The following is a 25,488-nucleotide window of genomic DNA, read 5'->3' as shown; positions in this document are numbered from 1 at the left end:
TCCTAGTGTAGCACGTCCTCAAGGAAGGCCGTGAACCGCTTCCACGACTTCCGGTCGGCCTCCTCTCGATAGCGGTCGGAACCGAACACTGAGAATGCGTGCGGTGCACCGCCGTAAGTGATCATCTCGTGCGAGACATCCGCCTCCTCGAGCTCGACGGCGAGGCCGGCGAACTCCTCCATCGTCACGGCCTGGTCCGCCGTCCCGTGAAGGACGAGGTACTGACCCCTGGCCTCTGCGTAGTCCTGTCCCTCGGGGGTGGCCAGGCCGCCATGGAACGTGACGAAGCCGTTGAGGTCGGCGCCGGAACGGGCGAGTTCCAGCACACAGGTACCCCCGAAGCAGTACCCGACGGCGACGGCGTTGTCTGTGTTCGCTCCCTGCTCGGCGGCCGCGTCGAGCGCGGCGTAGAGGCGAAGGCGCATCTCCTCGCGGTCGGCGTAGAGCGCGCCGGTGAGTTCGCGACGCTTCTCGACGGTCTCGGGCCTCACACCTGCTCCGAAAAGGTCGGCTGCGAAGACCGCGTATCCCAGCTCGACCAGCATCTCTGCCCGCTCGACCTCGTAGTCCGTGAGGCCGTCCCAGTCATGGATGAGAAGCACAAGCGGAGCATCCTCGGCCGGGGTAACGAAGTACCCTTCGCAGGTGTTGCCGCCGCCCTCGTAGATCACCTGTTCGGCAGCGGCGCACGCTGCGAGCGAGAGCACCAGGATCACCGCGACTACGAACGGCATCTTCATAATCAACCTCTCTTTCAGCGACCGCCGACGATACCTATTCCACTCTGATCGACCGCTTCCCGCTGTGCTCCCGACCCCACATGTCGGTCTCCCGCACTTCGAGGACGTACTGGCCGACGTCGAGTCCCTCCGGCAGGAGCGCCCGCCAGAGATGCGGCGAGTCCGTGGCGCGAGGCAGCGCACGCCAGTCGGTCGGGCCCTCCTCGGGCTCCCGGTCCTTCATCGCTCTGTAGTAGGGATCCGGTCTTCTGACCATCTCCATCGGCATCCAGTCCGTCGCGCCGACGATCCGGTACGAGACCTCCGAGTGCTCGGATCCGTTGTAGACGTTCGCGAGCACCTCCGTGTGCTCAACGTGACGACGCGGGATCGGTTCCGGTGTCCAGATGTGCATCTGCTCGTCCGCCGAACGTCTGGCGGCCTTGAAATCGATCGCGTACGCGGTTCCGTCGAAGTGGATGATGGTGTAGCCGTTGGGGGCGCCGTCCCGCATGGTTGTGTGGGGGATGCCCTCCTCGTCGGGCGCGCCCGACCACCAGCTCCCGCAGGTGGTCACGTTGATGACGTGGTGGTGCGGCGCGGGACCCCGCCATCCGTCCTCGTCCGTGATGAAGACGTGTTCGTGGGTGTGGTAGTGGGCAGAGACCGAGAGGGCAAAGGGCCTGTTCTCGATCATCCGGTAGAGACGGCCCCGCTCCTCCTCGACCCAGTTCGCGACGAGCGGGATGTGCATGAAGAGGACGACGAGCTGGTCCTCGGCGATCATCTCGAGGTCGCGCCGGATGAACTCGAGCTGGTCGTCGTCCAGGCCCCCGATGTAGTTCCCGCCCCAGTACTCCTCCGGGTCCTCGACCTTGCCCTGCCACTTCACGTCGTCGAGCACTAGGAAGTGGACCGGCCCGTAGTCGAACGAGTAGTACGGCGGGCCGTACACGCTCTCGAAGGTCGCGTTCGAATGGTGGTCGTCGTGGGCGTCGAAGTTGATGTCGTGGTTGCCGACGACGTTGTACCAGGGGATGCCGATGAGCGCGACGGTCGCGTTCAGCCTCTCGAAGAGCGACAGGTCGTCGAACATGATGTCGCCCAGCGTCACACCGAACGAGGCATCCGTTCCGATGACCTCCTCGACGATGTCGTGCGCAAGGTAGTCGATCTCCTGCTGGTTTCTCGGCTGCGTGTCGCCGAAGAGGATAGCGTGAAAGGCCTCGGGTTCGTTCTGAGGATAGAGCGGGAAGTCGACGGAGTCCGGGAGCGGCCCCGTCGGTTCGATACCGTGGTAGTGAAGGTCCGGCGAGCCGTCGGGTCGGTGAATGGAGTAGAAGACGGGCAGATTGTGGTGGTCGAGAGGCGTGCGCCAGCCGCGCGGTTTGATGACGAAGAGGATCGCGTCGTCACCGACCGGAAGACGGTAGTGTCCGTCGGTGTCGGTAACCGTGATCTCCCTCCCGTTCGAGACCCGGACGCCGGGGATGCCGGGTTCTCCGGCATCTCGCAGCTCATTGCCGTTCAGGTCTTCGTAGACGACGCCTCGGGCCGTCGCCGCGGCGAGGGGCGAGGCGACAAGGGACCACACGAGTGCCGTTGTCAACACGGTCGCGAACAGCTGTGCCCGCTTCACGATAACCTCCTCGGCTCCTCTTGCTCGAGGGCCCTGTCCGGGCCCTCCGCTGGACCGACACATCCCTGAGCCTACCCCCTCAACAGGCTCCGTCCCAGCGGGTTTTCGGGACGCAGGCGAGTCGTGACACAGCTCGACCGGAGACCGGGCTCGCGGCAGGAGGAAGACTGACTGTCGGGTCATTCCATGCACCGAAGTGAAAACCCGATTGTTGAGCGACAGGTTCGTAAGATAAGACGAAGTTCCCGTTGACTTCGCCTTCCCACCGTGAGACAATGAAGACATCATAATGCAAGGGCGTCAGCCATACGCGGGGGTTGGCAGACAGCCCGCAGACGAGGGAGGGAGACATGAGGAACTCTGTGATTGCGGTGCTGTGCCTGCTCTGTCTTGCGGGTGGTGTGTGTGCGGACCTGACCGACTCGTACGTGATGATGTCGGGGCCGACGGAGATCGTCCCCGGAGAGACGTACACGTTCACATTCTGGGTGCAGTGCGCGTCGCCTGACGGTGAGGCCATCGCGACCGTGCACGTCTCGTTCCCGGACGGCTACACGCTCTATCCCGGGACGATGGCATACGACGAGATCGCGTCCGGAACACCGAGCTGGGACATGTTCGTCCCGCTCATCAACCACACCGCCATCTGGGAGGACAACGACGGCGGTCAGGGAGAGCTCCTGCCCGGCGAGGGGACGACGATCTCGATCGACGTCAGAGTCGCCGACGTCCTGTACGGAACGCCGATCTTCTGGTGTGTAGATGGTGACGGCGCTGGCGCTGAGCCTCACGAGATCTGCGGGTGCGTCCAGGTCGCCGTGAACCCCGTTGAGGAGCTGAGCTGGTCGGCGATCAAGTCGCTCTACAGGTAGTTGCCGGACCGCCGGCCCTGGGCTGGCGCCGGCGGATGCAGCCTCACCTCTCAGGCTGCGGTGAGCGAGGCCCCGGTCGATCCGACCGGGGCCTCGGTATGTGGTGCGGCCGCTCCAACAACACAGAACCCGCCTTTCCGGGCGGGTCTTCACACGAACGACTGCCTGTGCGTCCAGGCTAGCGCAGCAGCGTGATCCTGGAGGTTCTGGTCTCGTCCCGGGCCGACAAACGCACGAAATAGACTCCCGCCCCCAGCTTTCCTCCATCCTTGCCGGAGCCGTCCCACGTGACCTCGTGCGGACCTCCGGACCGCACGTCGTCGAGAAGGACGGCGACTTCGCGGCCCGCGACGTCGTAGACCCTGAGGTCGACATGCGACGTCGCGGGTAGTGAGAAGCCGATCGTCGTCGATGGGGCGAACGGATTCGGGTGGTTCCGTCCCAGCCGGAGCTTGTTCCCGGTATCGCCGTCTCCGGGGTCGACGCCTGAGCCGGGGTAGACCTGGTAGACGACGGTCTCGTAGGCGGCCAGCTCGAGTCCCATGATCTCGTGGGACGAGGTGACGGTCACGTCGAGTGTGTCGGCGGGGTCGAGCAGGTTGACCAGCGTGTAGTCGCCGGGCACGAGCGAGTCGACGGAGCCAGTGAGCGTGATGTTGCTCAAAGGCGTCGCCGAGGTATTCGTCATGCAGAGGAGCATCTGCTGCTCGTGCTCACGGACGAACGCCATCACCTGAGAGGTGGAGCTCGCGAGAGGGTGGTGCTCACCGGCCCGGAGTGCCGGAGAGGCGTTCCGGACGTGGATGAGCTTCCTGTACCACTCGAGGAGCGAGCCCGGATCGGCGGCCTCGTCGGCGACATTGCGGTCGACGTAGTCAGGGTTCACGTTCCTCCACGGCGTACCGGTCGTGAACCCCGCGTCCTCGCCGTCGGTCCACTGCATCGGCGTCCTGATGTTCAGATGGTCCCCCGCGCCCGTCATCCCGATCTCCTCGCCGTAGTAGAGGAAGGGTACCCCCGGGAGGGTCAGGTAGAGCCCGGCGGCGGCCTTCGCCTTGCCCTCGTCCTCACCAACCACCGTGAACGTGCGGTTCTGGTCGTGGTTCGTCAGGAACGTCGCGTACTGGAGGTACGGGTAGCTGTTGTAGACCCAGTCCGCGAATCCGGTGAGCCCGCTGGCGTCGCCTGAGTTGACCGCACCCAGCATGCTGCCCGCGAGGTTGAATTCGAAGCAGATGTCCAGGCGGCCCTCGTCGACGTACTGGAGGATGGTGCTCGTACCGGTCCAGGCCTCTCCGACCGAGAGCATGTCGGGCCTCACTGACTTCACGTACGTGTTGTAGTCCTCCCAGAAGTCGAACGTCGACGGCGTGTTCTGAAGCTGGTCGCCCTCCTCGTGGATATAGAGGATGGCATCGAGCCGGAAGCCGTCGACACCGACATCATCGAGCCAGTAGGACGCGATCTGGAACATCGTGTCCTTGACCGCGGGCGTCTCGTAGTTGAGATCCGGCATGCCGCTCCAGAAGAGGCCGTAGTACCACTCGTCGCCGTCCCAATGCCAGACCTGCTGGCCCCAGGGTCCGGTCTGACCGGGGTCGGTGGGTGACCAGGTGAAGAAGTCGCGATACTGGGGGTCCTCGTTCGCCGAGGCGACGAACCACGGGTGCTGGTTGGAGCAGTGGTTCATCACGTAGTCGATGATGACCTTGATGCCGCGGTCGTGGGCGGCCGCGAGGAACGCCTCGAAGTCGGCCATAGTGCCGTAGTCGGGGTTGATCGAGCGATAGTCGACCGCGTCGTAGCCGTGGTACGTGGGGCTGTCGTGGATCGGCATGAGCCAGATGCCGGTGATGCCGAGATCGTCCGTCGTGGCGGGGTCGCCGTCGTTCAGGTAGTCGAGCTTCTGCGTCAGTCCCTGGAAGTCGCCGATGCCGTCGCCGTCGCTGTCGTAGAAGCTCCGGACGAAGATCTCGTAGAAGACGCAGTCGTTCCACCACTCCAGCTGCGTGGGATCGACGCCGCCGCCCGGTTCCATGTCGTTGTACCACACGAGGACCGTGTCGTCGGACGCCGGCACGGTGTAGACGCGGTTGTTCCCGGCGCCCGGGAACTCCTCCGTGCCGCCCCACTCGCCGTTCAGACGGTACTTGTACTCGATGTACTCGTCGGGGGCGAAGCCGTCGAGGGTGACCTCGTAGATCGTATCGCCGTCGGCATCGGCGAGCGGCGTAAGATCGTCACCCCAGCTGTTGAAGGTCCCCGCGATGTCAACGAAGTCCTCTTCCGGGTCGAAGAGGCCGAGCTCGACCTGATAGGCCATCCGGACCTGAAAGGTCACTTCCACTGCCGCCACGGGGGCTGCTACGAGAGCGGACAGCAGGAGGACGGCCGCGACGTGGCTGAGTGGGCCTCTGAACATTGATACACGTCACCTTTCTGAGAGCTGCCATCGGGCAGATTGCCTCCAGTACCCCATTATAACACAGAACAGCTCGCGTGCCATGAAGGGCTCTCTGGAATCGGCTCGCCCCTTATACTTCGATGCGTCGATCAACCGGAAGGTCGCTACCTTCGGAGGTTCACCGAGAAGGACCACCGGCATCTCGTCGGAAGCACCGACGTTCCAGGCACGTCACGTGGCGCTGTTGAACGGGTTCACTCCGAGCAGATCCCGAACGCCTCTCTCGCGCCCTCGATCTCGCGGTCGGTGACGTCGAGAAAGCCGTCGCCCTCGAGCTGGCGCACGGTCTCGACGTACGAGACGTACAGCGCCTGCGGGATCTTCTCGATCTCGTAGAGCGCGATCTCGATCGCGGCGGGACGGACCAGGACGACCGAGATCCGCCTGCGCGGGTTGTGGCATCGTATGAGCTCGAGCTCCGTGATGACGCGTCCCTGGAGCCTCTGCGTGTACATCACGAGGTCCATCGGATGCCCGAGGCGGCCGGTCGAGGGCGGCTCGCCGGGAGGTCCCAGGTCGATTCCGACGATGGCGAGCTTTCGTCTCGAGAAGCGCGGCCGCTTCCGCACCCACTCCTCACGCGCTGTCCCGATGGGGAGCTGCTCGACGACCCCTCCGTCGACGTAGTAATGGTCACCGATGAGCTTTGGGGGGAAGACCCCGGGTATGGCCATCGACGCGGCGATCGCTTCACTGATCCTGACGTCGGGCGTCGTTTCGCGTGAGAAGACGATCTTCTTCGGCGCCTCATCCTCACCGACGGCGCCGGTTCCCAGATCGAGCGCAACGCATGAGAAGTCGACCTTGAGTTCGCGGAAGGTCGGCACGCGACCGACGTATCTCGCGATGACGTTCGTGACGAACTCCTCGACCTGCTCCAGGTCGTAGATGCCCGACTCCTCGGGAGGCAGGTCGAGCAGAACGCGCCGTACCTCGCGCGTGACTATTCTCAGGCGCGGGAAACGTGCCGCGAAGCCGAAGATCTCATCGGGCGACTCCACGTCGAGCATCGTCTCTTCGAGCTGTGCGGTCGAGAGCCCGGCCGCCAGGAGGCCGCCGACGATCGCTCCGGCCGACGTCCCGTAGATCCGGTCGAGCGGCACGCCGATGAGCTCGAGCACGCGGAGCGCTCCGACATGGCAGGGGAGAAGCATACCGCCGCCGGAAAGCGCGACGATCACGTCGCGACGCTTCAGGTGCTTCTGAAGCGGACGAAAACGCTGCCGCCACGCGGTGAGGTCATCGCCCGTCAGCGTGCTGCCGTCGGGCGAGAGCGGCTCCTGCGGCTGGTCCGCCAGGGAGAACCAGTCCGTCATGCTTGTGGTCTCGTCCGTCATGTTGCTCTGTCCTCGATCAGGAACAGCTGACCTGCGGGTCGCGCGCATGCGGCACGATGGTAGCACGTCGGCGTCGGCTACACCATGACCACCGGGCCGGGGCAGGTCCGGACGACGCAGAGGGCCCGCCGCCGTGGCGACGGGCCCTCACGGTGTCGGGCGCGTTTCCCTCTACCTGTAGATGGCCTTGATGGTCCCCCACGAGCGGTCCTCGACCGGCGTTCCGAAGATGTCGAGGAGGAAGATGCCGGTGACGCTGTGTCCGCTGAGCCAGAAGGCTGCGCCGGTCGGAGCGAGACCCCATGGATGGCCGCACGGAGCTCCGCACGAGGACAGGAGCGAGCCGTCGGAGGGGTCGATGACATGGATCAGGTCGGTCGAGATGTTCGCCACGACCAGCTTGTCGTCCCAGTACGCGAGACCGCTCGAGTAGCCGGCAGGGATGCTGAACGAGTCGAGGATGCTGCAGTCGGCCGGATCGAGCTTGTAGATGATGTTGCTGACCGAGTTCACGTGCCAGAGGTACGTGCCGTCCCAGGCGAGTCCGCCTCCGTTGGGGTCGGTATCTCCATAGGACGGGGCCTCGAACGAGTCGAGGACCGACCCGTCGGATGGATCGAGCTTATAGATAAGGCCCGTTTCCTCGGGGTGGCACCAGAGATTCGTCCCGTCCCATGCAAGGCCGCTGATCGCATCGAGCCATCCAGCGCTCGGCGCCGCGAAGGAAGTCACCACGGAGCAGGTGCCGATGTCGTACTTGTAGATATTGGAGTTCCCCAGGCCTCCGCCGATCCAGAGGTGCGTTCCATCCCAGGCAAGCCCGGCCGGGCCGAGCCCGATCGACTCGCACTGCTCGAGCAGCGGACAGGGCTCTCGCTGTGCTGCGCTGGTTGGCTTGAGATCGCCGACATCCATGCCGAGGACCATGTGGGCCTGCGCGGACCCTGCGGCAAGCAGGATGATGGCGGTCAGGGTGATAGCGTATCTCATCACACGGAGCTCCCTTCCAGATGCGGTAGCGGGCGAAAGCCCCGCGGGAAGGGGCAGTCCCCTGTGATAACACACAACTCTGCTATTATAGCATGCGCCGAGGTCAGGCTCATCACTATTCTGAGCGGTCGGCCACTCGGGCGCGTTCATTCCTGCCGGCCAGTGAGGGACCGGTCCGCCCGGAGCCGCTCCCCTGGAGGAATCGGGGGCAGGTGGGTCGGACGGCCGGTCTGGGACCCGAACCCCCGGCCCGGTTGAGATTCCGTCGATTCAACTTGACGGAATGCGACCGCTGGATTACACTATCACTCAGCAGAGGCGACCACGTCGGTATGGCGACATATCCGAAGACTCTTGATGGAGGGACTGGCGCACGAAGCCGGTCCCTTTTGCGCAGGAGAGGGGCTCTCGCTCCGCGGCTTCGGAGGTTCGTCGACGTCGTGGCGTCACCTGTCGGGGCTCAAGGTGGGTCCCGCGAATGAGGCAGCCGGCAGCGGATGGTCCGCCGTCCGGCAGGACAGACGTCGGAAGGGCCCCTTGGTTCCCCGACGAGAAGAGAGAGGTAGATCAGCGTGAGCACGACCGGAACAGTGAAGTGGTTCAATGACAGCAAGGGCTTCGGCTTCATCGAGCTCGACGACGGTTCGAAGGACGTCTTCGTGCACTTCTCGGCGATCCAGACCGACGACGACTACAAGACGCTGACCGAGGGCGACCGCGTGCAGTTCGACGTCGTCCAGGGCGAGAAGGGTCCGGCGGCCGAGAACGTCACGAAGCTCTAAGCACCCGCTCGATCGCAGGCAGATCGCGGAACGACAGGGCCGCTCCCGTCACGGGAGCGGCCCTGGTGCTTCTATGAACCCCACCACAAGTGTCTCTTGGGAGGACGTCGTGCGCGTCAGGTGCCGACGCTCTCCCGGACCGCCCGGATGTGTTCCGGCGTCGTGCCGCAGCAGCCGCCGATGATGAGAACGCCAGCCTCCGCGAGCAGCCTCGCCTGTTCGGCCATGAACTCCGGCGTCTCCGGGTAGACGACCTCGCCGTCGACGAGCTGCGGTGCTCCCGCGTTCGGCTGGATGAGAAGCGGAGCGTCGGTTGCCTCGCGGAAGGCCCTCGCGACCTCGACCATCGTCTCGGAGCCGTTTCCGCAGTTCGAGCCGACGACGTCGGCGCCGGCCGTCAGGAGTCCGCTCGCGGCGCCGCGGACGTCCGTGCCCATGATGGTGTGGAACCCTCTCGGCGTCGCATCGAATGTCATCGTAGCCAGGACCGGGATGTCCTCCGACAATTCGCGCGCGGCCCGAACGGCGAGCGTGGCCTCGTTGTGATCGGTCATCGTCTCGACGGTGATGGCGTCGACGCCGGCCTCGAGGAGCGCCTCGAGCTGGCGGTGGAAGCTGCGCCGCAGTTCGACGGCGGCCGTGTCGCCGTAGGGCTCGAGGATCCGCCCGGAGGGACCGACCGACGCCGACACATACGCTCGGTCGCCGGCGGCGTCACGTGCAGCCTCAACGGCGCGCCGGTTGATGTCGTCAACCCTGTCCTCGAGGCCGTATCCGGCGAGCTTGAGTGGCGATGCTCCAAACGTGTTCGTGTGCACGAGCTCGGCGCCCGCCTCGGCGTAGAGACGGGTGACCTCGCTCACGACCTCCGGCCGCTCGAGATTAAGCGTCTCCGGGGCCGCCCCGGGCTCGAGGCCGCGCTCCATGAGAAGGCTGCCGGTCGCGCCGTCGGCGACGATGACCGAGCCGTCACCCAGTCGGTCCCGGAACTCCCGTCTGCTCATGCCATGAGCTCCCTGACGCGATCGACTGCGTTCGCCGCGTCGAAGCCGTAGGCGTCGGCACCGATGTCCCGGGCGAACTGCTCGGATACCGGCGCGCCGCCGACGATCGTCTTGACCTTCCCGGAGAGCCCTTCCTTCTCAAGCAGAGAGACGACGTTCTTCATCGTCGGCATGGTCGTCGTCAGGAGTGCCGACATGCCGACGACGCCTGCCTCCGACTCGCGGGCCGCAGAGACGAAGCGCTCGGGAGGCACGTCCTTTCCCAGATCGACGACGTTGAATCCCGCGCCTCCAAGCATGATGCCGACGAGGTTCTTCCCGATGTCGTGAAGGTCGCCCTTCATGGTCCCGATGACGATGGTGCCGCGCGACGTGTTCTCCGCGTCGCCGAGAAGAGGCTTCAGAAGGTCGACGCCGGCGTTCATGGCCCGCGCGGCCAGCAACACGTCCGGCAGGAAGATCTCGTGGTTCTGGAACCTCTCGCCGACGACCTGCATCCCGGCGATAAGCCCCTCATCGAGAACGGTCTTCGGCTCAACTCCCTCCTCGATGGCGGACTGCGTCAGATTTCGAACGGCCTCGTCGTTGCCGGCCTCGAGCTCCGATGCGATCGTCGTCAGGATCTCCATGCGGTCTCCCATCGTGGTTCGTCAGTTGTCGTCGGTCGCCGCCGCATCAAGGGCGTCGATGCGCGCGCGACACTCCCTGGTCCTGCAAACTGAACAGAACGCGTAGTCGTCGTCGAAACGGTGGATCGCGGGAGGCCCCGTGACGACGACGCCCGATATCGACTTCAGCGGTTCCATCAGACAGCTCTCGTTGAGCCGCACGTCGATGGCCTCGGGCCGGAGCTCCGCGAAGAGGGCGCGCTGGCCGGTCACGTTCCAGCCACAGTAGCCGGGGCTGTAGCGGAGCGAGACAGCGCCTTCGCTGAGGCCGCCGGCCGCGGCCCACTCATCGTCGAGACGCCGCTCGAGCCACTCGGCCGCCAGCTCCGTCCCCTCGGAGGCGACGGCATCGAGGGTCGCTCCGAGCGCGATGTCTCCCTCGTCGAAGAGCGCACGGATGCGGTCCGAGAGCTCGTGGCCCAGCGTGACGACGAAGAGAGTCAACTGCTCCGCGCGCGGGAAGATCATCTCGAGCGGCGCCGGGCTCTCGTTGTCGCCTTCGCCGTCGTAGATGCGCGCGAACGTGTCGGCATCGACGTCGCGGGCGATGCCCCGGGCCCGACAGAGGTCTCTGAACACCCGCAGCGACTGCTCGAACACGCCGGAGGCCTGTTCCGTCGGCTCCCGGTCCGAAGGGACGCCCAGGGCACGGAAGACGGTTTCCGAGCCCGGCGTGATCTCGTGCACTGGAACATCGTAGACCCGGCTCACGCCTCGCGCTCCGGCAGTTCGTCCAGACCGTGCTTCGCAGCCTCGTGGGTCATGAGCGACAGGAGCTCCCGCTTCGTCTCGTCGTCGAGCCGGGACTGCTCGAAGGCCGCCAGGTGCTTCTCGACTTCAGCGTGGGCACGCTCTCCGAGCGTCGTGCTGCCCTCGTCGCGCCAGCGGGCGAGGTTGGCCCTGGCGATGACCGGTCCGGGGAAGTGGTGCTCCGCGCGGAGGTGCTTCCTGGTGTGATCTGCGATGAGCAGATGCCCGTCGCGCAGCATCTCCTCGAAGATCGGCCGCGCAGGGAAATCGTCCCTCGGCTCGATCCCCGAGACCATACGCCGCACGAGGCCGCAGATCTCGTTGTCGACGACGAGCTTCTCGGGACTGATGCAGCTCTCGAAGTCGAGCATCCCCGGACCGGAGACGCTGTTGATGCCCGAAAGCGCGGCGAGCGTCGCGCCCATCGAGCTTTCGAGCCCCGCCTGCGCGTCGAGCGCCTTCGCATCCGAGAGGCTGATGTAGGCCTGCGTGGGAAGCCCGAGGTGCTTTCCGATCTCGCTGTATGCGCAGTCCATCATCTGTGTTTCGATGGCGCCCATCGGCGTCGTCTCGTACCGGATGTCGAACGCCGCGGGAGAACCGCCGTAGAGGACCGGGGTGCCGGGGTTCGCGAGCTGGCTCAGCACGATGCCCGAGAGTGTCTCGGCTGTGTGCTGCACGAGGCTTCCGACGATCGTGACAGGGCCCATGAACCCGATGAGCGGCATCGAGATGTACTCGACGGGGACCGAATCGGCGGCGCAGTCCAGTAGGTTCTGTGCCGTGACGTCGCTCCACTTGAGCGGAGCCGTGGGGCAGACCGAGAAGACCGTGAGCGGCTTCTCGCGGAGCGCCTCGGCCGATCCGCGGACCGCCAGCTGCATGTCCCGCATGACGGCGTACGACTCGATCGTGAACGCGCCCGTGACGACCGGCTTCTCGCAGTAGCTGAGGCACAGGAACAGACGGTAGCTGTCCTGGATCGGCTCTGGAACATCCGACGAGATGAACGACGTGCTCTGCGCGTCGATCTCATCCAGCCGGGAGACGAGCTTCGTGAAGTCGACGAAGTCGGTCGTGACGGCGGGGCGCATCTCGCCGGTCGCGTGGTCGAGCACGTGGATGCCGGAGGAGCCCGGGGTGAAGTGAACGGTGTCGCCCGAGAGGTCGTGGGTCTCGTCGCCCAGGACGTCGTAGAGCTTGAAGCCGTCCGGCGCCTTGCCGACCGACTCCATGACGAGCGTCTCAGGAAGCGTGATGCGTCCGCTCGAGGCGTCGCGTCCGGCTCCGTTGTCCACGAGAAGGGTCACCGCGTTGTCGTTCTGAACCTCGAGCCCGACGGTCGCAAGGATGTCGAGCGCCTCCGCGATGATCCGTTCGATCAGGTCCTTTTCGAGGAAGTGGAGCGATGGACGCATCGTGTCCTCCGGGTTGGCGTGCGGGTGGTGAGGGCCCTGGTCCCACCGTGACCGGTGTTGACGGGGAGCCGTCGGGCGATTGTCGCACAGAAGGGCTGCGCGCGCCAGTCCGGGAGGCGTTCTGCGTGGTTGGGCGCACCGAAAGTCCAGTTCGCGCAGGATGGCATCCGACAGAGATGTGTAAGAGACAGTCCATGCGGGACTTACTGAAGCGTTCGGCACGTGGCATGGCTTGTGCAAGTGCGGTATCTACGATGAGGGGCGCTATGTGGATGGTCTCTCAGCTTCGACGGGCTTCCTGGTGACGCTCGCTCGCACAGAACTCTCCGGGCCCGCGCGAGCGGCCCCGGACGTCTGCCGCGACAGGGGGAGTGATCATGGATATGCGGATTCGAATGAGGTTGATGAGCCTGCTGCTTGTTGTCGTCTTCATGTCGGCCTTCCTGGTGCGCGTCGCATCGGGGGCGGAGGCGGGAGCCGACTACGTTCTGCTGATCGACTGCACCGGTACCATGCGGTACGGGGGGCGGGGAGACGCGACGGTCACCTCGGTCCGGGAGTTCCTGGCCGAGGTCGGGTCCGGCGACTGTGTCTCGGTCTTCGGATACGGCGAGGAGCCGATGGCCCTGACGGACCCCTATCCGGCGACCATCGAGGGCGAGACGGGCGCGGACGCGGTCTCCTCGTCGCTGACGTTTCCCTTCGAGGCCGACCGGACGGACGTCACCCGGGGGCTCGAGCTCGTCTGGACCGAGCGTGAGAAGGTGTTCCCGAAGCGGTACGCTCCGGGCGCAGGCGCCGGAGTCGAGTCACATCTCATCGTTCTGATCGACGGGAAGCTCATTCCCATGTATGAAGACTACTCGGAGTACGACGCGATCTACGCCGCGAGCCGGGAGCGGCTTCTGGAGCTGGCCTCGCTCTTCGCCGAGGAGGGGGTCGCCGTCACGACCGTGACACTCGGAGCTGCCGAGAAGGTCGACAACGAGCTCATGGCGCGCGTGGCGGAACTCGGCGGCGGAACTCACTATCATGTCGCCACGAGCTCGTCGCTCGGCGATACGTTCGCCGAGATGTCATCGGCCCTGGCCCCCGCCGTCGTGTCCGACGCCGAGCAGCCCATCGAGCCGACAGAGGGCGAGGAAGGGCGGGTCGTGGAGGTCGTCGCGGAGGCCTCCGCAGAGCCGACCGGAGAAGAGCACAGCGCCGCCCGACACGGGGAAGGGGCGGGGCGTGTCGAGTCATCGTTGGTGGCGCGTTACGCGGACGAGGACCTCGAGGAGCTGGTCTACCAGGCGGTCATCGGGATCCTCGGCGTTGCGATCGGGTTCGTCGCCATCGGCATCTACAGGCACGAGTCCTGGGCCCGCGCCTTCACGAAGCCTCTCCTCAAGAAGGAGATCCGCGTGAAGGGGTATCTGAAGCCCCGAACACGGTGTGACGTCATGTCGGCGCGGGCAGCGATACCCATCGAGAACCCTGGTCTCCCCGCGCTCCAGGTGGGGGAGGGCGCCGACCACGGCGCCTGGCTCAGGGGCGTTCTCGTCGAGTTCATCGGAACGCCCGACGACTCGGCCCCCACCATCCGCGTCCACAAGGGCGAGGTCCTGGTCGACGACCAGCCCGTCGAGGAGGAACGGAAACTCCAGGACGGGGACCGGATCCAGCTCGGAGACGAATGCTACACGTACCTGCGGGGGACCCGCAGGTAGACATCGAGGTCCTGAGCCCTCAACAGACACATCGCAAGAGCAGAAGGCGAGGAGCCCGGCGTCGACCGCCGGGTTCTCGCTCTTTCCGGTGACGGACAGCCGTCGCCACGGTCTGGCAACACGCCACGCCCGAGCACTCCGCTCAGCTCGAGCTCCCAGGGACCTGCTCGGGTTTCCTCGCCCGGGAGGCCCGTCGCGTGCTAGGATGCCTCTGAACCGTCGCCACGATACATGGGAGGGACGCATGCGACAGAGGACCGTGCTCACGCTGCTCGCGGTCTGCCTCGTTCTCGGGAGCCTCCTCGGCCAGGTCTCGGCCGAGAAGACGGCGCCGGAGGCGACCCCGGGAACCGGGGGCGGGGAGCCGCAGCCGATCGGTCAGCGGGCGCTCTACTCGAACATCTACGTGCAGTCGTCGGCCGAGTACGCCGCCTGCTGCCGGACGATCTACACGTGTGCCGCGCGGGCCCTGGCATCGCGGCTGGCGTCCGTCGATCCGCCACCCGTCAGGCCGGCCGTCGTGATGGACCTCGACGAGACCGTTCTCGACAATGCGACATTCCAGACCTTCCTCTACATGAACGACCTTGAGTACACGCCGAAGCTCTGGGCCGAGTTCGAGCGCAGGGGCGTGTCGGATGTGGGGCTTGTGCCCGGGGCGAAGGACTTCATCGAGCACGCGGAGTCGCTCGGTGTGACCGTCGTCTACTGCTCGAACCGGAACGAGAGGAACCTGATGGCAACGCGCGAGTCTCTCGAGCGCCTCGGGCTCAACGCCGACGGGCTGGTTGAACGGCTCTACCTCAAGCCGGACGGATCGTCGTCGAGCAAGGCTGCTCGGCGGGACGCCATCTCGGCCCGCTACGACGTTCTCATGTACTTCGGCGACAACCTCCGCGACTTCTCCGAGCTCTTCAGAGTGCCGAAGCTTGCCGACGACCCGGAGAGGGTCGACTACCTGAGGGCCATCGAGGAGAGGAAGGCCGTCGTGGAAGAGACCGGCTTCCACTGGGGCGTCGACTGGTTCGTTCTTCCGAATCCCGCCTACGGTGAGTGGGAGAAGCTCATCCCCGAAGAGCCGGCGCTCATTCTGGAGCGCGGCGACGGTGCCTCGCCCGCTGAATAGACACGGTCGGGGCCGCGTCTGCCTTCGGTGAGCGCGGGCGGCGTGGAGCCCGAGGAGATAGCGTTTGACAGGGGCCGACGTGCCGTGGATGCTGGAAATGGACGCAACGTCGCGTAAGGAAGCGAACGTCGCCCGCAACTGAACGAGGAGGAACCGATGACGCGCCTGAGAAGACTCTCACTCACTGTTCTGTTCGTGGCTGCGGCGCTGGGGGCGGCGATCCCTGTCTCGGCCGACATTCCGGAGCACGCCGAGGAGATCACGACACATCTGGAGTTCAACGGCTACACGGCGGGCGAGGAAGACGGATGGCTCACCTTCTCCCATCCCGAGCGGTTGAGCTTCACGATGCAGACCTATCAGGGCGGCATTCTCCTGCAGTCCTGGTTCGGCGGAACCGAGTACGCCGGCGAGCATCCGGGGGAGTTCCACACCGTCGTGAACTCCATGAACGCCGGTGCGACGACGATGAGGCTCTACGTCGACAACGACGGCGACCTCGCGATGGAGGCCTGGTACCCCGGCACGTACGACAAGGAGACCTTCAGCTCCTTCCTCGACGCGTGGGAGGATGACGGCGCCACGCTGCTCGGTTCGCACTACGACGCCCTGAGCCATCTCGTGGAGTAGGCCGCGCGGCAGCACGTAGGATTGAGAGCATGAGCCCGGGACGTGTCTCGTCCCGGGCTCTTCCTGTGTTGTGACGCTGCGGTTCGAGATGCCCGGTCAGTCCCGATGGCCCGGTCTGCGCACTGTCCCGTCGTAGAGCTCCGCGACCTCCCGGGCCGAGAGCGGGCCGCTGTAGACCCGGACGTCGTCGATGGCGCCGTCGAAGTACATCGGCTCCTCGTCCCAGTAGCCCCGACCGATCCACAGAGCCTCGTGCTCGACGGCGTCCTCGAGGAACTGGGAGTACGAGGCGTTCCCGAAGTTGTACCAGCGCGATGTCATCTCCTCGCCGTCGAAGTAGCCCGTGTTGTAGTCCGGGCCGACGACGGCGACGAAGTGGTGCCATTCATCGAGCGTGACGTCTCGCCGTGAGTCATAGCAGAACGACGGGTAGGTGCAGCCGTTCGCGAAGATCGTGAAGTAGAGCCAGTCGGAGCCCGGGTGGATGGGACTGTGGCCGAGCTCGATGATGAGCCCCGCGTTCGACGCGTCGAACGTCTTCGGACAGACGCCGTCCTTGCCGTAGTAGAAGATGGGCCTCATTCCGAAGTTCTGCGGGATGTGGTCTGCGCGGAACCAGACCGAGATGGAGCCCTGGCCGAGGTCGGCCAGCGACGGCGGTGCTTCGACGGCCACGAAGTCGTCGGTCCCGTCGAACTCCAGAGCGCCTCCCCGAGGTCCCGCCGTCCACTCCGCCCCGCTGACGACGGCGTCCGGGCCGTTGCCGGTCGCATCGTGGGCGGTTGTACCCTCGCCCTCATTGAACGGAAGATGGTATACGAGGACCGCCTCCGCGGCCGGCGTGTCGGTCTGTCCCGGACCCGTGCCGTTTGAGTCGCCGGTGAGACTGCTGCAGGAGATGAGAGAGAAGAGCGCGGCGGCCCAGATGACCGTCGCGAACACGTGGCGCGTGCCTCTCATGGAGGTCCTCCTTCCTCTCCACCGCCCGTTCCGCTTCCGCAATGAGGACGCTCACCTTCTCAACATAGTCTCGTTCGCCGGTGCCGCAACGGGCCCCACGAGCCGGGGACTTGATTCCGCCGGGCGCGACAGGCACACTCGGAGAACCCGTGGCTCACAATCCGCACGTTGCCGCTCGGCTCCAGGGAGGCCCCAGGACGTGGTTCGAGATGGAGAAAACCCGCTCTGTGTGACCGACGTCGGCAGCACGACGACGAAGGCCATGCTCTTCGTTCGCGACGGCGACCGCTGGTCATACGAGCGGGCGGAGGCGCCGACCACTGTCGAGGCGCCGCACGAGGACGTCACCATCGGAGTGCTCCAGGCGCTCCGCGGGCTGGAGGAGGCGTGCGGCAGGCGACTGCTCGAGGGAGAACGACCCGCGGTTCCGTTTCTCTCGACGTCGAGCGCCGGCGGCGGGCTTGCGATGGTGGTCACCGGTCTTGTGGAGGAACTGACCGCGAGAAGCGCACGCAGTGTCGCGCTGGGCGCCGGGGCCATCGTGCTCGACGTCGTGGCCATGAACGACGGACGGACCGCCTACCGCAAGATCGACGACCTCAAGGCCGAGAGGCCGGACATCATCCTCCTCGCGGGCGGATTCGACGGCGAGGCGATCTCGGGACCGGTTCATCTCGCTGAGCTTCTCGTAGAGTCGGACATCCACCCCAAGCTCAACCCGGACGCCCGGCTTCCCGTTGTCTACGCGGGCAACATGAACGCCCGCGACTACGTGGGATCCTCACTGGGCGAGCGCTTCCTGTTCCGGCCGGTGGAGAACATCCGCCCGAACGAGAGCACCATGAATCCGGGGCCCGCCCGACGCGCCATCCAGGGCCTCTTCATGGACCACGTGATGTCGCAGGCGCCCGGGTACGCCGCCCTCGCCTCGTGGGTCGACGCGCCCGTGCGCCCGACCCCCGCCGCCTTCCTCAAGATCCTCTCGGTTCTCTCAAGCCATCTCGAGGGGACCGTTCTTGCGGTCGACATCGGGGGCGCTACGACCGACGTCTTCACGGCGCGCGGCGACGAGACGCTCCGGACCGTCAGTGCGAACCTCGGGATGAGCTACAGCATCCTCAACGTCATCGACACTGCCGGGCTCGAGAGCGTGACCGGCCTTCTCGAAGGCGAAGCGGACGCCCGTGACGTCATGAACGCGGTCGGCAACAAGTACGTCCGCCCGACATCGCTGCCGGAGACGAGGGCGGACGCCGAGCTCGAGTGGGCCGTCGCGACCGCCGCGGTCCGGGAGGCCGTGCGGGAGCACATGCAGGTCATGGCCTCGCTGCCGCCGGGTGAGAGGCCGGGGGCGGTCGAGCCGCGCACGGTCCTGGGGCGCGGCGACGACGACGGCGGTCTGAGACTCCGAGGGTACGACATGGTCATCGGAAGCGGCGGCATCCTGTCCCACTCGTCGCGGGGCGCCGCGGCGGCCGTACTCCTCGATGCGCTGCGACCGGAGGGAGATGTCGAACTGGCTGTCGACAGCGCCTTCATGTTCCCGCATCTGGGCGTCATCGCGGACGTGGACGCTGAGCTGGCCCGCGGGCTGCTCGAAGAGCTGGGAATCGTGCGGCTCGGTCGGGTCTCCAGCGCCGGCGAGAACCTGCTGGCCGGGGGAAGAGGGAGGGAGGTCGAACTCGGCTTTGCTCCCGACGCTGAGAGCGGCGTGGTGCTCAGACGTCCGGAGGGCGGCGAAGCGGCCCGCGCAAGGCAGCTCGTTCCGGAGGAGGTCGAGCTGCCGCCCTCGCGACGCGGAGGCGAGCAGGTCGTGCGCCACGGCGAACATCGCGTCAAGCGCGAGCTGGCCATCGAGGGCGAGGTCTTCGTGTCGCCCGGCGACCGGGTGGAACCGGCCGACGTCGTCGCCAGGAGCGTTCAGGAGTTCCTTCGTCCCTTCTTCCTCGACGTCGCCGATGTCATGAAGGTGGAGCCGGAGGAACTGTCTGACGTCCTCGTCAAGCAGCCGGGCGACGAGGTGGAGCGGCAAGAGGTGATCGCGAAGCAGCCGTGGCGGCTCGGACGGCCGTCGTCCTACCGGTCCCCCGTCGAGGGGACCATCGAGAAGATCCTGCCGAACGGGACGCTCGTCGTCCGGGAGCGCCCGGAGCTCTCCCGTGTGCTCACGACCGTCAGCGTGGCCGACGAACTGGGCGTTCACCGGTCGAAGATGAGACCGTACCTCAAGGTCGAGGTTGGAGAGGAGCTCGAGCGCGACCAGTGGCTTGCGGCGCGCATCACCTCGAACGCTCGGAAGATCGTCCGCTCTCCGGTGCGAGGCCACGTCGAGCGCATCGACGAGAAGCTGGGCATGGTGATGATCGAGCCGCTCCGCCAGGAGGACGAGGTCGCCGCGTGGGTGCCCGGGACGGTGCTGGAGACGACCTCCCGAGGTCCGGTCATCGCGACCTCGGGCACCGAGATCACCGGCGTCTGGGGCACCGGTGACGCCGTCTTCGGGCCGCTCGTCCCGGGAGAGCCCGCCGAGCGTGCGATCGCGGTCGTTGAACACGCGGATGCCGCGACGCTCGAGAGGCTTCAGGCGTCCGGAGCGGTCGGGGTCATAGCCGCCGGTGGTGACCTCATTGACCTCCGGGACGGCGGGTTCGGTCTGACCGTGGTCGTCGTGCACGGGTTCGGGCGCCGGACGTACTCCGACGCCGTGCGTGATGCGCTCGAGCGTCATGAGGGTGCCCTCGCCTCGATTGACGGCACGACCCAGCTGCGCGTCGGGGTCAGGCGGCCGAGGGCGATCCTTCAGGAGTGACTGGGGCTTTCTCCGCCATGCTCGAGGCGTGGCCGATGAGCTCTCCTCATGCTACAATCCGCTGCGAGCCGACCGGTACTGCGACGCACACACGACAGGAAGGAGCCACCATCCATGAAGATCCTCGCGCTCCAGGGAAGTCCCCGCACTGACGGCAACACGGCGGCGATGCTCGATCTCATCGAGAAACACCTCGACGGCGTGCACACCTTCGAGCGCATCGACCTTGTCGACAGCGACGTCTCAGGCTGCCACTCGTGTTACGAGTGCCAGCACGTTCCCGATACGCACGGCTGCGCCGTCGAGGACGACGGGCAGCAGATCCTCGACAAGGTGCTCGAGGCAGACGCCATCATCTACGCGACGCCGCTCTACATGTGGGGCATCACGTCGTGGCTCCGCGCCATCATGGAGAGGCACCTGAGCCTGGTCATGGGCTACATGACCGGTGATTGGAACTCTCTCATCGAAGGAAAGCAGGTCGCGCTCCTTGTGACGGCGGGCGGCCCCGAGGAGGATAACGCCGACGCCGTCCAGACTGTGTTCCAGCGTTTCGCGGACTACGGCAAGGCCAGGAGCCTCGGGACCTACATTGTCCCGCTCTGCACGACGCCGGAGGAGCTGGGAGAGAAAGGCATGGAGACCGCAAAGCGTCTGGCTTCGGAGATCGCGGCGGCCTAGCCGCCGGACGGGGGGTCGTTTGGAACACGGCGGCGAACAGCTCGCACACGGAGCCGAGGCCGGCACGGGCGGGTACATGCCCGCTCCCGTCGTGCCGGGACAGCGGATCATCTCGCTCGACGTTCTTCGGGGGTTCGCGATCCTCGGCATCCTCATCATGAACATCCAGAGCTTCTCGATGGTCGGCGCGGCCTACTTCAACCCGTCGGTCTACGGCGACCTCTCGGGCATCAACCGATGGGTCTGGATCCTGAGTCACCTGATCGCTGACACGAAGTTCATCTCGATATTCTCCATGCTCTTCGGCGCCGGCATCGTGCTTCTGGCCGAGCGGTTGACCTCTCGCGGCGTCAAGCCCGCCGGCGTTCACTACCGCCGCATCATGTGGCTCTTCATTATCGGGCTCATGCACGGATTCCTCCTCTGGGCCGGCGACATCCTCACCGTGTACTCGCTCGTCGGCATCGTCGCCTTCCTCTTCTGGCGTCGAAGTCCGAGGACTCTCCTCATCGTGGGGCTCCTCGTGACGGGCGTCTCCTCCGCGCTCTATGGCCTCGCCCAGTGGTCGCTCCCGTACTGGTACGAGCAGGGCGGTCAGCAGATGATGATGTTCTGGAACCCGAGCGCGGAGTTCATCGCCGAGGAAACGGCGGCGTACGGGGGCGGCTGGCTCGAGCAGATGTCGGCGCGCGTCAACGAGTTCATCGGCGTTCTGACGAGCGCGTTCTGGGCCTTCCTTTCATGGAGGACCGGCGGGATGATGCTCGTCGGGATGGCGCTCTTCAAGTGGGGCGTGCTGTCGGCCGAACGCACAAGGCGTTTCTACGCATGGATGACCGCGCTGGGGCTCGCGATCGGTTATCCCACTATCGCCATCGGCATCGCAAGGAACTTCGCCGCCGGATGGGACTTCAGGTACTCCTTCTTCGCCGGGTCGCAGTTCAACTACTGGGGGAGCCTCCTCGTCGCGCTCGGGTACATCGGTCTCGTCATGCTCATCATCAGGTCGAAACCCGCGAGCGCATTCGTGCGTGTGATGAAACCCGTCGGTCGGATGGCCTTCACGAACTACCTGATGCAGACGGTTCTCATGACGACGCTCTTCTACGGCCACGGCTTCGGGCTCTTCGGTCAGGTGGAGCGGTGGGTGCAGATCCTCATTGTGTTCGCCGTCTGGGCCTTCCAGGTCTGGTTCTCCAACGTCTGGCTCGCGCGTTTCCGCTTCGGCCCGATGGAGTGGCTCTGGAGAACGCTGACGTATCTTCGTCCGCAGCCGATGCGTCGCGAGTCCTGACGTGAGGCGATGATGAACCTCGAGATGCGCTTCACAGATCCCCAGCTTGAGAGGGCGCTGCGCTCGACCGCTGAGCTCGTGCGGTCGGCCGGCGGGCGCGCGCTCGTCGTCGGCGGGTCCGTGCGCGACATGCTCAAGGGGCGTCCCGCCTGCGACCTCGATATCGAGGTCTACGGCATCGAACCCGAGAGGCTCGTCGAGCTGCTCGGGGAGCGGTTCGAGCTCGACCTGGTCGGCGAGGCATTCGGCGTCATCAAGATCAAGCGGCTTCCTATCGACGTTTCGATCCCGCGCAGGGAGTCGAAGATCGGTCGGGGCCACCGGGGATTCCTCGTTGACTCCGACCCGGAGATGTCGGTCTACGAGGCGGCTCAGCGACGCGACTTCACCATCAACGCGATGGCGCTCGACCCGCTCACGGGCGAGATCGTCGATCCCTTCGACGGGCGGGGCGACCTCAAGCGGGGCATTCTGCGACACACCTCGGGTCGCTTCGTCGAGGACCCGCTCAGGGTTCTCCGCGCCATGCAGTTCGCGGCGCGGTTCGACCTGAGGGTCGCCGCCGAGACGATCGAGCTCTGCGCGACCATCGAGCCCGAGGGACTCGCGCCGGAGAGGGTCTTCGGCGAGTGGCGGAAGTTGGTGGTCGAGGGTGTCAGGCCATCGAGGGGACTTCGGTTCCTCAGGGCCTCCAGCTGGACCGTCTACTACCCTGAGCTTCACGCGCTCATCGGCAGCGAACAGGACCCGGAGTTCCATCCCGAGGGGGACGTGTGGGTGCACACACTGGCGTCGATGGACGCGTTCGCCGCCGAGCGGACCGGCAACGAGCGCGAGGACCTGGTCGTCGGACTCGCGGTCCTCTGTCATGATTTCGGCAAGCCGGCGACCTCGGAGGTCGTCGACGACAGGATCCGCAGTTTCGGCCACGAGGAGGCCGGGGAGCGACCGACGCGCGCTCTCCTCAGCAGGATGACCCGGGAGCGGGACCTTATCGAGGAGGTCGTCGCGCTCGTCGTCGAGCACATGAAGGTACAGGCCCTCTACGATGCGTCGGCGTCCGACCGGGCCATCCGGAGGCTGGCACGTCGGGTGGGCCGCATCGACCGGCTCGTCCGCGTCGCCCGCGCGGACCGACTCGGCTGCGCGAAGGGGCCGCGGGGCGAGTTCCCCGCGGGGGACTGGCTGCTCGAGCGGGCCGAGGACCTCGAGGTCCGGGACGCGGCGCCGAAACCGATCGTCCGGGGCCGCCATCTCATCGAGATGGGATATTCGCCGGGGCCGCTCTTCGGAGAGATCCTCGATGTCTGCTACGAGGCTCAGCTCGACGGCAAGATCAGCACGCTCGCCGAGGGAAGGGCGTTCGCCCTCCGTCTGCTGGAGGAGCTTCTCGGCGATCCCGGGGCCGAAGGCTACGGCCACAGCGTGTGAGAGCGGCCCCCGCTGGGACCCGGCGTCCGCGCGGGACACACTGCGGCGCTTGAGAACGACTCTGTTTCTGCGGTATACTCTACCGACACCTGCATTAGTTCGACAATGGTCACGCGGCGCGCTCCGGCGCGCCTGAAGGGGTTGTTCCCCCGGGGGTCGATGATGCGTTCTCCATCTGCTTTCCGCGTGCTCGTGTCCGTCGTGCTGATGTTCGCTCTCGTCTGCTGCGCGAGCGCTGCCGGAGGAGACACCGGTCCGCCTCCTCCCGTTCTCACGCAGAACCTGAAGCCGCTCAACCCGAAGCTGACGACGGCGCTCGACCGGGCCGAGCAGCTGTGCCTTTCACGAGGGATGAGCGCGGTCGAGGAGTTCGCTGCGCTGCGAGGCCTCGAGCTCACGGACGGGCAGGTCGCGGTCACCGTCTTCCTCGAAGAGGGGAGGACGACCGACACGGTCGATATGGCGGCCATCCGTGGTCTCGGTGCAGCCGTTCGGGTTCAGTCCCGCCATCTGCTCGACCTCGACGTTCCGGTCGGCAGGCTCTCCGACCTGACGCGCGTCGACGGGGTCCTGCGGGTGACGTCCCTGGAGAGGGCCTACCCGACGGATCATCAGGTGCTGACGACCGACGCCGTCCGCGACGGCCGACCGGTCACCAGCGAGGGGGTCCATCTCTCGGGCGCCGACTGGTGGCACGGACAGGGGCACTACGGCGCAGGCAAGACGGTCGCGGTCATCGACGGCGGGTTCGAGGGCGTCTATGACGCTATCGCCGCGGGCGAGCTTCCGGGCGGGATGTACGCCTGGGACTTCACGGGAAGCGGCGTCATCGAGAACGGCGACGCGCACGGCACGGCGTGCGCCGAGAACGTCTACGACATGGCCCCCGGAGCGCAGATCTACCTGATGCTCGCGCCGACACTGACCACCTGCGAGGCGGCGAAGGACACCTGCGTCGCCCGCGGAGTCGAGATCGTCAGCATGTCGATGAGCTACTACGGCTGGCCGATGGACGGACGGGGGTGGCCGTGTGACGTCGTGAACGACGCATACGCCAATGGTATCCTCTGGGTCAACGGCGCAAGCAACCGCGCGCTCGACCACGAGGAGGGGACGTTCACCGATACGAACAGCAACAGCTGGCACGAGTTCGCCCCGGCCCCGCCCGGCCAGAGGGAGCCGCTCGAGAACCTTCGTGTGTTCCTCCTGCCGGGGGAGCAGTTCCGGCTCTGCATCGTCTGGGAGGGGTACCCTTCGACCTACGACGACTACGATCTCTATCTGACCGACGACGAGGGTGTCGTTGTGGCCGCAGGCGCCGACTACCAGAACCCCGGGATGCCCGAGGAGGAGATCATCTACAACGTTCCGGAGGGCGGCTACTACTACATCTTCTTCCAGGAGTGGGACACCACGAAGGACTGCACATACGACCTCATCTGCGCGGAGGGCTATCGACTCACCGAGATGCTCAAGGGCTACGGCATCTACGACGTCGAGGGCAGTGTCTGCGCGCCGGCCGACGCAACGGGAGCGCTGGCCGTCGGTGCCATCCACAGCGAGAACTGGTACACGGGGCCGGTCGCGTACTTCAGCTCGAGGGGTCCGACCAACGACGGGCGGCTGAAACCCGAGATCGCGGGCCCCGACAGCTGCGCCGGGTTCACCTGGAACGGGTGGGTCGGGACGTCGTCGGCGACGCCGCACGTGGCCGGCGCTGCGGCGGTCGTGTGGTCGGCCGTCCCCGAACTCGACACCGCCGGCGAGGTCCGCACCTACCTGCTCGATCAGGCGATCGACATGGGCGCACCGGGCGCCGATAACACCTACGGGTACGGGCGGCTCAACCTCCCTGAGGACACGCCGGTGGAGAGCGCGTTCTACGCGGTGGCCGACGGCGAGGGACAGGTGACACTTCGCTGGACGCTGCCGTCGCTTCACGGCATCGAGAGACTCTCGATCGAGCGCTCCACCGGTGGCGGGACATTCGAGAGACTGCCGGGAGGATTGCTGCAGCCCGTGACGCCGGGCGTCTTCGTGGACGAGAGCCCGCGGGCCGGTTGCGAGCTTCGCTACAGACTGGTGGCGGTGCGGACCGACGGCTCGGAGGAGGTCATCGCGACCAGCGGAGCCGTGACCGTGCAGGACGACGCCCGCCTCGCTCTGAGCGCGCCGGCGCCGAATCCCGTCCGCTCGTCGTGC

Annotated in this window: 20 protein-coding genes; 10 read left to right on the top strand and 10 right to left on the bottom strand. The window is 66.2% G+C overall.

Translation table 11 applies throughout. The annotated features are described in order from the left end of the window. Window positions 1-2: 2 nt before the first annotated feature. Together GF405_10015 and GF405_10010 are read right to left on the bottom strand one after the other, a co-directional pair. Entirely contained in the window at window positions 3-740 is a 738-nt protein-coding gene (locus GF405_10015) for a prolyl oligopeptidase family serine peptidase (protein ID MBD3368489.1), read from the bottom strand. A gap of 34 nt (window positions 741-774) precedes the next feature. Next, on the bottom strand, window positions 775-2,343 hold the full coding sequence (locus tag GF405_10010; GenBank protein MBD3368488.1) for a metallophosphoesterase: 1,569 nt from the start codon (window positions 2,341-2,343) through the stop codon (window positions 775-777). Between the two features lie 365 nt (window positions 2,344-2,708). Here GF405_10010 and GF405_10005 point away from each other — a divergent pair, with 365 nt between their 5' ends. Next, entirely contained in the window at window positions 2,709-3,230 is a 522-nt protein-coding gene (locus GF405_10005; GenBank protein ID MBD3368487.1) for a hypothetical protein, read from the top strand. Between the two features lie 178 nt (window positions 3,231-3,408). Here the strand turns inward: GF405_10005 and GF405_10000 are convergent, their stop codons facing one another. The 3 genes from GF405_10000 to GF405_09990 form a co-directional block, all read right to left on the bottom strand. Next, complete coding sequence (locus GF405_10000) at window positions 3,409-5,652, bottom strand: T9SS type A sorting domain-containing protein (GenBank protein ID MBD3368486.1); 2,244 nt, start codon at window positions 5,650-5,652, stop codon at window positions 3,409-3,411. 236 nt (window positions 5,653-5,888) lie between these two features. Next, complete coding sequence (locus tag GF405_09995) at window positions 5,889-7,097, bottom strand: hypothetical protein (GenBank protein MBD3368485.1); 1,209 nt, start codon at window positions 7,095-7,097, stop codon at window positions 5,889-5,891. 105 nt (window positions 7,098-7,202) lie between these two features. Beyond that, complete coding sequence (locus GF405_09990) at window positions 7,203-8,021, bottom strand: hypothetical protein (protein ID MBD3368484.1); 819 nt, start codon at window positions 8,019-8,021, stop codon at window positions 7,203-7,205. Window positions 8,022-8,587: 566 nt separating this feature from the next. Here GF405_09990 and GF405_09985 point away from each other — a divergent pair. Further along, entirely contained in the window at window positions 8,588-8,803 is a 216-nt protein-coding gene (locus GF405_09985) for a cold-shock protein (GenBank protein ID MBD3368483.1), read from the top strand. A gap of 116 nt (window positions 8,804-8,919) precedes the next feature. Here GF405_09985 and GF405_09980 read toward each other — a convergent pair whose 3' ends face one another. The 4 genes from GF405_09980 to GF405_09965 are packed head-to-tail and all read right to left on the bottom strand — an operon-like array spanning window position 8,920 to window position 12,643. Beyond that, the gene (locus tag GF405_09980; GenBank protein MBD3368482.1) at window positions 8,920-9,807 is read right to left on the bottom strand and encodes a hypothetical protein; all 888 of its coding nucleotides are present in this window, start codon (window positions 9,805-9,807) and stop codon (window positions 8,920-8,922) included. Further along, window positions 9,804-10,436 (bottom strand): cobalamin-binding protein, encoded by a 633-nt coding sequence (locus GF405_09975; protein MBD3368481.1) that lies wholly within the window; start codon window positions 10,434-10,436, stop codon window positions 9,804-9,806. The genes GF405_09980 and GF405_09975 overlap by 4 nt, the downstream gene beginning before the upstream one ends. 21 nt (window positions 10,437-10,457) lie before the next feature. Further along, window positions 10,458-11,186, bottom strand: a complete 729-nt coding sequence (locus tag GF405_09970; protein MBD3368480.1) for a hypothetical protein — start codon at window positions 11,184-11,186, stop codon at window positions 10,458-10,460. After that, the gene (locus GF405_09965; GenBank protein MBD3368479.1) at window positions 11,183-12,643 is read right to left on the bottom strand and encodes a hypothetical protein; all 1,461 of its coding nucleotides are present in this window, start codon (window positions 12,641-12,643) and stop codon (window positions 11,183-11,185) included. Before GF405_09965 ends, GF405_09970 begins: the two co-directional genes overlap by 4 nt. 377 nt (window positions 12,644-13,020) lie before the next feature. Between GF405_09965 and GF405_09960 the strand changes: the two genes are divergently transcribed. The 3 genes from GF405_09960 (at window position 13,021) to GF405_09950 (ending at window position 16,111) form a co-directional block, all read left to right on the top strand. After that, a complete protein-coding gene (locus GF405_09960) occupies window positions 13,021-14,355 on the top strand; it encodes a hypothetical protein (protein ID MBD3368478.1) in 1,335 nt (444 codons plus the stop codon). Between the two features lie 205 nt (window positions 14,356-14,560). Beyond that, window positions 14,561-15,481 (top strand): hypothetical protein, encoded by a 921-nt coding sequence (locus GF405_09955; GenBank protein ID MBD3368477.1) that lies wholly within the window; start codon window positions 14,561-14,563, stop codon window positions 15,479-15,481. A gap of 156 nt (window positions 15,482-15,637) precedes the next feature. After that, the gene (locus GF405_09950) at window positions 15,638-16,111 is read left to right on the top strand and encodes a hypothetical protein (GenBank protein ID MBD3368476.1); all 474 of its coding nucleotides are present in this window, start codon (window positions 15,638-15,640) and stop codon (window positions 16,109-16,111) included. 96 nt (window positions 16,112-16,207) lie between these two features. Here GF405_09950 and GF405_09945 read toward each other — a convergent pair whose 3' ends face one another. Further along, the gene (locus GF405_09945) at window positions 16,208-17,071 is read right to left on the bottom strand and encodes a hypothetical protein (GenBank protein ID MBD3368475.1); all 864 of its coding nucleotides are present in this window, start codon (window positions 17,069-17,071) and stop codon (window positions 16,208-16,210) included. Between GF405_09945 and GF405_09940 the strand changes: the two genes are divergently transcribed. The 5 genes from GF405_09940 to GF405_09920 all read left to right on the top strand — a co-directional run. Continuing rightward, entirely contained in the window at window positions 17,010-19,880 is a 2,871-nt protein-coding gene (locus tag GF405_09940; GenBank protein ID MBD3368474.1) for a hypothetical protein, read from the top strand. The genes GF405_09945 and GF405_09940 overlap by 62 nt on opposite strands. Window positions 19,881-19,928: 48 nt before the next feature. Beyond that, window positions 19,929-20,561, top strand: coding sequence for a hypothetical protein (locus GF405_09935; protein ID MBD3368473.1), 633 nt, complete (start codon window positions 19,929-19,931; stop codon window positions 20,559-20,561). 19 nt (window positions 20,562-20,580) lie between these two features. Further along, window positions 20,581-21,855 carry a DUF418 domain-containing protein gene (locus tag GF405_09930; protein MBD3368472.1) on the top strand — a complete coding sequence of 425 codons (1,275 nt, stop codon included), beginning with the start codon at window positions 20,581-20,583 and terminating at the stop codon, window positions 21,853-21,855. A 9-nt stretch (window positions 21,856-21,864) separates the two neighbouring features. Continuing rightward, window positions 21,865-23,286 (top strand): HD domain-containing protein, encoded by a 1,422-nt coding sequence (locus GF405_09925; GenBank protein MBD3368471.1) that lies wholly within the window; start codon window positions 21,865-21,867, stop codon window positions 23,284-23,286. Between the two features lie 105 nt (window positions 23,287-23,391). Next, on the top strand, window positions 23,392-25,488 hold a 2,097-nt coding region (locus tag GF405_09920), incomplete at its 3' end, for a S8 family serine peptidase (GenBank protein ID MBD3368470.1).

The sequence above is a fragment of the Candidatus Effluviviaceae Genus V sp. genome (assembly GCA_014728125.1).
In the GTDB taxonomy this organism is placed as follows: Bacteria; Joyebacterota; Joyebacteria; order Joyebacterales; family Joyebacteraceae; genus WJMD01.
Note: the sequence above shows the minus strand (reverse complement) of the source record. Positions and strands in the feature narration are given on the sequence as shown.